The 6,122-nt window shown below is 68.0% G+C and carries 7 protein-coding genes; 6 read left to right on the plus strand and 1 reads right to left on the minus strand.

The features are described 5' to 3' along the window. Nucleotides 1-1,163: HNH endonuclease signature motif containing protein (locus VB080_RS14320; protein ID WP_323419135.1), on the minus strand; the 1,163-nt coding region annotated here is incomplete at its 3' end. A 210-nt stretch (nucleotides 1,164-1,373) separates the two neighbouring features. Here VB080_RS14320 and VB080_RS14325 point away from each other — a divergent pair. The 6 genes from VB080_RS14325 to VB080_RS14350 all read left to right on the plus strand — a co-directional run. Then, nucleotides 1,374-1,961 (plus strand): TetR/AcrR family transcriptional regulator, encoded by a 588-nt coding sequence (locus VB080_RS14325; RefSeq protein ID WP_323419136.1) that lies wholly within the window; start codon nucleotides 1,374-1,376, stop codon nucleotides 1,959-1,961. Further along, a complete protein-coding gene (locus VB080_RS14330) occupies nucleotides 1,958-3,169 on the plus strand; it encodes a glycosyltransferase (protein WP_323419137.1) in 1,212 nt (403 codons plus the stop codon). Before VB080_RS14325 ends, VB080_RS14330 begins: the two co-directional genes overlap by 4 nt. A gap of 35 nt (nucleotides 3,170-3,204) precedes the next feature. Continuing rightward, nucleotides 3,205-3,822 carry a TetR/AcrR family transcriptional regulator gene (locus VB080_RS14335; RefSeq protein WP_323419138.1) on the plus strand — a complete coding sequence of 206 codons (618 nt, stop codon included), beginning with the start codon at nucleotides 3,205-3,207 and terminating at the stop codon, nucleotides 3,820-3,822. Beyond that, the gene (locus VB080_RS14340) at nucleotides 3,819-5,063 is read left to right on the plus strand and encodes a glycosyltransferase (protein WP_323419139.1); all 1,245 of its coding nucleotides are present in this window, start codon (nucleotides 3,819-3,821) and stop codon (nucleotides 5,061-5,063) included. Before VB080_RS14335 ends, VB080_RS14340 begins: the two co-directional genes overlap by 4 nt. 75 nt (nucleotides 5,064-5,138) lie before the next feature. Continuing rightward, entirely contained in the window at nucleotides 5,139-5,480 is a 342-nt protein-coding gene (locus VB080_RS14345; protein WP_323419140.1) for a metalloregulator ArsR/SmtB family transcription factor, read from the plus strand. A 3-nt stretch (nucleotides 5,481-5,483) separates the two neighbouring features. Then, nucleotides 5,484-6,122 (plus strand): SRPBCC family protein (locus VB080_RS14350; RefSeq protein ID WP_323419141.1); only part of this gene is annotated, 639 nt, incomplete at its 3' end.

Raw genomic sequence — 6,122 nt, forward strand, 5'->3', positions numbered from 1 at the left:
GAAGGCCCGCCCTGCCACCACGGGGTGATGTGATGCGCATGACAATCCTGCGGTGGCTTGTCGCAACCGGGGAACGTGCACCCGCCATCGCGGATTTCGAGGGCTTGACGCTGCGCAGGGGTGACGAACCGCTGGGATTGCCCCACATCGAGGACTTCGGAGGGGCCGCCCAGCACTACTGGCAGCAGGTCGGCGTCACACAGCAGTTGCCGCAGGGTGCCGGCCGGGACGGGGTCACCCGTGCCGGTGAGCACGCCGGTGAGCAGCCCGTTGTCGCGGGCCGCCTTTTCCAGCTTGTCGTAGGACAGCAGGATGCTGATGCGGGGACGGTCACCGCCGTGGACGGGTGCGAGTGCTTGTTGGGTGTGGTGATTCACCATCGCCACCAGGCCATCAGCACGCCGCATCGCAGGGGTGAGGTACTCGGCGTTGGGATCCAGGGCGTCGAGGGCTCTTTTCTCCGCCGCCGCATACGCTTCGACGATCCGGACCAGTGGCTCAGCCGCCATCACAGGGAGGCTGCCCTTGATCAGGAGCGAGCCGTGATGGTCGGGGGTGAAGGTCAGGTGCCGGCTGCGCCGGGCCAGGCGTTCTTCCCGTTCCAGCCGGCTGGCTTCCAGACCTTCGGCCGTCTCCGGCGACAACACCGCCACCAGGTGACCGGTGAGCCGGCGCAACTCGGCGCTGTTGTGGGTGCCAGCAAAATCGACCAGCATCTCCTGGGCCTGATCGACGGACTCCCGGGCGAACTCCGGGGGTAGCTGATCGAGCACGTGAGTGATCGCGGTGGCTTGCGCAGGAAGCACCTGCCCGGCGAAGGCAGCGTCACCGATGATCGGAAACCGTGCGTGTTCGTGGCCGCCGGTGATCAACGCGGCCGTTTCGCGGCGCGTGAGGTTGGCCACATCGGCGAGCCAGGTCGCGGTGGAGGTGCCATGTTCGTTCCACGCAGCTTCCCGGGCATCCAAGCGTGCCGCGGTCTGTCGCAGCCAGCCGTCAAGCCGGGCGCTCACACGGAGGGCGTCACGCAGCGCGGTGAGTTGCTCTCGGTCGGGCGCCAGTTGGAGGCGCGGGTCACCGAGCTGGTCCAGGACGCCGCCAATCACGGCCAGCAGGTTGCTGGCGTCCAGCTGATCCAGCTGGCGGGTGATCGGCTCGTCCATACCCTGACTCTACGGACCGCCACTGACAGAAATTCTCTTGGTGCGTCCGACCGAGTTCCCTTGTTGAACAGAGATTGGAAAGGCACCACGTCGCTCCCCGACAGCTGCCTCCGAGAGGTCACTTCTGACCTGTCGGGAACTGTCCCCCTGGTCGCCCGGCGACCGATACGCAATACTGAACGTATTCAGTGAATGTGTTCAGGAGGTGCGGTGGCGACACGCGTCCAGGCCCGCACCACGACGGTGGCGAAGGTGATATCCGCGGCCTCGAAGGTCTTTGGCGAACAGGGTTACCAGGCGACGACCATCTCGATGATCGCGAGCGCCGCCGGGGTCTCGGTGGGCACCGTGGCCAGCGTCGGTTCGAAAGACGAGCTGTTCCTGCGCAGCGTGGAAGAGCTCTCGACCGCGAACTCACTGGCGCTGATCCGTGGGGCAGCCGCAGCGCCGACCGTGACGGAGCGGGTCTGGGGCTACGTCGGGACGATGGTGGAGACCTCCATCGCAATGCCCGGCCAGGTGCAGGACTACCTGGTCGCGTATCTCCGGTCGTCCGATCACGGTCAGAACCTGGGTCGGGTGCAGGACGTCATGCAGGCGATCCGAGGGCTCTTCCCGGAAGACGACCTGCCCTGGGATGAGTCGCCGGCGGCACTGGCCGCGACCACGATCTGGCTGTCCTTCTCGGCGATCTGCTTCTCGCTTGCGGCGTCTTCCGTGCCTCCCGCCACCGCCCGTCAGCTGATGCGGTCAATCGTGGAAGCGCAGTGCGCACCGTTCGAGCAGCCCGTCCGATGAAGGCGACCCTGGTTGGCTACGGCAGCCTCGGCGACCTGCTACCCCTGATAGCGCTGGCGGTCGCGCTGCGGGACGCAGGCCACGAGGTCGTGACGGTGGCGGACGAGGCGGGCTCGGCGATCGCCGAGCGCTACGGGCTGGAGTTCCACGCGCTGGCGGGCAGCCTGCACGAGACACTGCAGCCGGGAGGGTCCCTTGCGCTGGCGATCGACGCCGGCCGCTTCACCCTGAAGTCGTTCCGCGACCACGACGCCCACGACGAAGCCCGGCTCTCGCTGATTCAGCGGGTTGCGCAGGGATCGGACGTGGTGGTCGGGATGCCGATGGCCCACTACCACGCCTTCATCGCAGCCAGGGAGGTGAGGGCCCGGCCTGTCCTGGGCGTGCTGCAGCCGCTGGCGCCGACGCGGGATATGGCACCGGCGGGGCTTGGGATGCCCCGGCTTCCCCGCTGGCTCAGGCGACCGGTGGGCAGAGCGGTTCAATCGGCCGGCTGGCTGAGCGCGCGAGGCCCGATCAACCAAGCCCGCCGTGATCTGAAGCAGTCGTCGATCACCGCCGATCCCACCCGTGATGCCTTCACCCTGTGTGCCTGGTCGCCGGCACTGCTACCGCAGCCCGACGACTGGCCCGCAAGCCGGTTCGCAGTCACCGGACGGTGGCACCTTCCCTCCGTCGGCTGGACCCCCGATCCCGAACTGGCCGCCTTTCTCGACGCCGGGGAACCACCGGTCTATGTCGGATTTGGCTCCATGCAGTCCTTCTCCGGCAGGGACGCCCTGTTGGACGCCCTGCTGGGAGGACTGACCCCGCGGCGCGTCCTGCTGGCAGTTGACACTGGTCGCGCCCTGCCCGGGCACGTCCACCGCGTCACCGGCTTCGTTCCGCACGACTGGTTGTTCCCCCGCTGTGCCGCGATCGTTCACCACTGCGGCGCCGGGACCAGCCACGAAGCGGCGGCCAGCGGGGTGCCGTCCATTCCCGTGCCGATCACGATGGACCAACCGTTCTGGGCTGACCGGCTTCATCGGCTGGGTGTCGCAGCGAAGCCGCTGAACCCTCGCCGACCCGATGTGGAGCTGGTGAGGCAGGCCGCCGTGCTGGTCGAGTCCGACGGGGTCCGACATCGTGCGACCAGGCTTGCCGCCCTGCTGGCCGCTGACCCGGGCCCCCAGGCCGCAGTGGCATACCTCGAGGGACTCAGCTGATGGTTGCGGGGGCGTCGCTCCACTCAATATCGTGAATGCGTTCATACTTTTGGCTGGAGAGGATCGGGATGGGCGTTCGCGTCGAACAGCAGGCTCGTCGCGATCGGATGGTGATGGCGGCGGCGACCGAGTTGTTCTGGGCGCAGGGGTACGCGGCGACGACCATCCCCGAGATCGCGGAGAAGGCCGGCGTAGCGGTGGGCACGGTGGCCAAGGTGGGCAGCAAGGACGAGCTGTTCCTGCGTGCCTGGGAGGAGCGCTCGACCGAGATCTCCTTGCACCTGCTCTCCCAGGCCGGGGCTACCTCCGAGTCGGTGACCGAGCGGGTGTGGTCGTACCTTTCGCTCATGCTGGAGGCGACGATCCTGATGTCCGACACGATCCGTGACTACCTAGTGGCCTATCTGCGGGCCGGAGACCACGCCGCCAACCTCCAGCGGATCGATCAGGTTGTCGGGGCGATCCGTGCCCTCTTCCCGCCGGACGATCGAGGCGAGGACTCCCCCGCGCAACTGGCCGCGTTGACGCTCTGGCTGGCCTACTCGTCCTTCGTGTTCAGCCTGGCGGCCAACTCCTGCGACAAGGACGATGCCCGACGCCTGCTGAGAGCGGTCATCGAAGCCACCTGCGCACCCTTCGAGGAGAAGCCATGAGAGTCGTGGTGGCCGGCTACGGCAGCACTGGTGACACCCTGCCGCTGATCGCCCTTGCCGCCGGTCTGAAGAAGGCGGCGCATGAGGTCGTCCTGGTCACTGATGAAGCTGCCGGCGCTACCGCGGGCAGGCTTGGGCTCGACTTCCGTGAGCTCGCCGGCAGCGCGAGACAAGTGGTCGCTGAGGGTTCCCACGGCTGGGGCGAGATGATGGAGCGGGGACGGCTGTCACCCCAGGCTGTCCTGGAGATCGGACGGTTTCACACCCGGGAGTGGCTCGCCACGATCAGCGAGGCGGCACGCGGTGCCGACGTCCTGGTGTGCTCGGCTCTGGGCCTCCACCACGCCGCCTCGGTAGCCCAGGACCAGAAGCTGCCGCTGGTGGCCGTGCAGCTGCAGCCGACCATGCCCACCCGCGACTATCCGCACTCGCTGTCGGGTCTGACACACACGCCACGGTGGCTCAATCGACCGCTCGGCACCCTGATCCTGCGGGCGGCTGACCTGACGTTCACGCGCGGTATCAACCGGGCCCGTCGGGAGTTGGGCCGCTCGCCACTCGGGGTCGTGTGGGACGAGGTGCCGATCCTGATGGCGTGGTCTGCGACCCTGCTGCCGGCGGCGTCGGACTGGACCCATCCGGACTTCACCATCACCGGCGCGTGGTATCTCCCCACTCCACCTGAGTGGCAACCACCGGTCGATCTCGTCGAGTTCCTGGACGCTGGTGATCCGCCGATCTATGTCGGCTTCGGGTCAATGAGCGGATTCGGTGACGCGACAGCACTGCGCGACCGGATCCTTGAGGGGCTCTCCGGGCACCGGGTGCTGCTTTCCGCCGGCTGGGCCGGGCTCACCGACGGCGCGCTGCCCGACAACGTCCATCCGATTGGCCCCGTCCCGCACGACTGGCTGTTCCCGCGGTGCAGCGCCATCGTCCATCACTGCGGCGCGGGCACCAGTCATCAGGCCGCGCGCTCCGGAGTGCCGTCCCTTCCGGTGCCGTTCACCGCGGACCAACCGTTCTGGGCTGGCCGGCTTCGCACGCTGGGCATTGCGTCCGCGCCCCTCAACCCTCGCAAGCTCGGCCCTGACGCGGTACGAACCGCCCTGGCCGAGGCCGTTGCGGGGTCCACCAGGGAGCGAGCCCTTCGCGTTGCAGAACGCCTCGCCGCCGAACCAGCCGGCGTCGGAATCGCGATCAACGAGATCGACCGCATCGCCACCCGGACCGGACGCTGACGCACAGGCTGATGCTCCTGGCCCTCGGCACCGTCTCGACCACAATATTTGCCTATATGGGAATATGATGAGCCCATGGCACGGGCAGCAACCACCTCGGACGCGTTCAACGCCATCGCCGAGCCGGGGCGCCGGGAGATCCTGGTCCGGCTGCGGGGCGGGGAGCGCCCGGTGGGTGAGCTGGCGCGGGAACTGGGGATGACCCAGCCACAGGCCTCCAAGCATCTGCGGGTGCTGCGGCAGGTGGGGCTGGTGCGGGTTCGGGGCGCGGGAAAACAACGGCTGTACGACCTGGACGCCTCCGGGCTTCGTCCGGTGCAGGAGTGGCTGGGCGGCTTCGAGCAGTTCTGGAACCAGAGCTTCGACCGCCTGAACGACTACGTACAGGACCTCAAGCAGGCAGGGCAGGAGGAATGACCGATGAGTAGCGAGACGGCTGACCGCGAGATCGTGGTCTCCCGGACGATCGACGCCCCACGGGAGGTGGTCTTCGACGCCTTCACCGAGGTGAGGCACCTGTCGCGTTGGTGGGGGCCGGACGGCTTCACGACCACGACGCGCTCCTTCGAGTTCAGTGTCGGCGGCGAGTGGAGCTTCGTCATGCACGGCCCGGACGGCACCCACTACCCGGAGTGGATCCGGTGGCGAGAGATCGTCCCGCCGCAGCGGATCGCGTTCGCACACGGCGAGTTCCGCGACGACCCCGACGCCTTCGACTCCACCCTGACCTTCGAGCAGGACGGCGACCAGACCCGGATCGTGATGAGCACGGTATTCCCCACCCGAGAGCTTCGTGACGAGGCGGTGGAGAGGTATCACGCGATCGAGGGCGGCCAGCAGACCCTGGGCAACCTGGCGAGCTACGTCGCAGGACTCCCGCAGGCCGGTGAAGCCCCGGACAGCCGGACGTCGCGCGTTCGGGTGCACAACTTCTCGGTCTCGCTGGACGGGTTCGGGGTCGGTGAGGGTCAGCGGCTGGAGGCACCGTTCGGGCACGCCGGAACCCGCCTGCTCGACTGGGCGTTGCCGACCCGGACCTTCATGGAGATGGGTTTCCAC

It is taken from the genome of Propionicimonas sp. (assembly GCF_034927565.1).
Lineage (GTDB): Bacteria > Actinomycetota > Actinomycetes > Propionibacteriales > Propionibacteriaceae > Propionicimonas.